The organism is Marininema mesophilum (assembly GCF_900106775.1).
Lineage (GTDB): Bacteria > Bacillota > Bacilli > Thermoactinomycetales > DSM-45169 > Marininema > Marininema mesophilum.
This window is the reverse complement of the sequence record NZ_FNNQ01000037.1, coordinates 1-2199: the sequence shown is the minus strand read 5'-3', so window position 1 is coordinate 2199 and position 2199 is coordinate 1. Positions and strand designations below refer to the sequence as shown.

Sequence of the window (2199 nt, the reverse complement as noted above, 5' to 3'; positions counted from 1 at the left end):
GTTGTCTCCACATTGGAAAAGGTTTGCAAGATACTGTTCCTTCCGGGTAGTCCCACAGCGCCTTGAAATCCAATCGCTCCTTGAAATCCCGGTGGTCCTTGCGGCCCCCGTGGCCCCCGTGGTCCCCTCTGACCTGGTACAGCCATGTTCATCCACTCCTCGTGTTCAAAATGGGATAATGTGTGTTTCGATGCGTTATAGAAAGCCTATTTCGACCCTGCCTTGCCTTAGCACAAAAAGATAAGAAAAAAGAAAAAAGTCACAAGCTACAAAATGAGATCAAGCACACTCAGTGCTTGATCTCGTTGAAAACCCTGGAATAATAAAGTTGGAAATCCAAAGAAATCAACCGAAGGATCAGAATATTTAAGCTGGTCCAGGGATCACAGTAGCTTGATTTAAGGCAATAGCTGGCCTCGTATCATCTAAATTCTTTTTATAAATGGCGGCCTCAAGTATCGAACTAATAGATTTAATAGATTCATCCCCACTAGGAGGATTAATATATCCAAATACCTCGACACCCGTATTATCGGCACTTATACGACCAATCAATGTATAGGTAGAAGGAAAATTTGTATTCAAAGTTAATTTACTACCATCTCGCTTACCTTCTTGCCGTACAGAAGTGACCCAGTTCTGAAAGGTACCAACGGTTCCTTGTTCATATGTGGGACCAAGTGTGGACGCGCCATTTGATAGTAAAATCGAGCTCATATTGAAGTCGGGAGAAAAACTACTCGGTATATTATACGTACTAAATATGAAAATACTATTAGGTGTATTTATTTTATTTGCACTATTCCTATAATCATTGACGAAATTGCTATATATATTCAAATTATCAATTTCTATAGTTTTAAATAGGGGATCGAAAGTTCCTATTGTTGTGCAAAAAGGGAAAGAAGAAGCAAAATTAACTGGGTAGTACTTATTCCAAAGTACACTTTCTTTAGCGGGGATTTTGGTGGGATCAAGTATCACTACCTGAAAACCCATATTTATCATATCTTTTGAAGGTAAACACTGCTCAGGCAATATTTGAGTAACCGGTTTTCTTAGGTCGTTAACATCTTGCCCTGCTAAAGTAATGCTCGGCTTATTAATTGAGGGGAGAGGTCTGGGAGGATTTATACTAGTTTCTTGCGTGTCGGATCGTTGAAGATTCACCTGGATGGTAGGGGACAGTACATTCAGATAGTGTTCAAAGGCAGAGTTCATGGCTCCGTTTTTTCCCCTGGTTATAACAAAGGAAAGATCTGCGATTGCTTTTAATCGAATATCGGTATTCTCATTGGGACTCATAGGAACTGTTTCTTGCCACGCAGCTATAGAATCAAACGCTTCCTTCGCGAGTTCGTCGCTGCCAAGCCTCGGATCAAAATTGAGAGGTTTGTTTCCTCCTATGGTGGAAAATTGATATACGCTATTTTGCTTATAGGTTGTATAATCATCAGTTATAGACGTCTGACTACCGATCTTGAAGCCTAAAACATTGATCCCAAAGCTGATTTTAATTTTAGTCCGATCAAGTGTAGTCACCGTCGAGACCGCGTTAAAGTAATTAATAGATCCACCATAAATTAAATCGGATACAAAATAGCCGCCATACGTTTGAAAAAAAGTAAACCATGCGCTGACATTGCTGGGATTTGTCTTATCAAAGGTAGCTGGAAGATTTTCGACATCGCTTTTGAAAGCATCACTTAAAAACGGATCCGACGTATTAGAAGTGGAGACACAGATGGTTCCTGTCACCGTATTACTAAGGTAAAAGCAATAAAAATATTCCTGGGTCATTTGATGGGTTTCCTCATAGGAAGTATCAAAGAACAAAGGGAATGCCGGGATAATAGGAATACTGATCCCTGCTCTTGTAGCAAACTTCATTTGTGTTTCGGTCCGTGTAGTGGCCTCAGCCAAATTGGTATACGAAGACTGGTCTTCGGCACAGGGACCCGGTGAAGCATATGAAGGTATCAGAAAGGTGGTGCTGATATCCGGTGCCTGCCGAGGAAATTCATATTCTATCAAATCGGCTTTTGCGGGATCAAAAATGGGATTTAGTGCAGAAGTAATATTGGGTTCTCCTTGTAGATTAATTCCAAACCCCAAAAACGTTGTACTACCTTGGACAACCTCAGTAGTTTGTAATAACGCGCACATGTTCTTCCCTCCTACTCGGGTGATTGTAAAAAA

General features: G+C 40.7%; 1 protein-coding gene. It reads right to left on the bottom strand.

Translation table 11 applies throughout. The annotated features are described in order from the left end of the window. Positions 1-366 precede the first annotated feature (366 nt). The gene (locus BLV90_RS15835; protein ID WP_143035087.1) at positions 367-2166 is read right to left on the bottom strand and encodes an MAC/perforin domain-containing protein; all 1800 of its coding nucleotides are present in this window, start codon (positions 2164-2166) and stop codon (positions 367-369) included. Positions 2167-2199 lie beyond the last annotated feature (33 nt).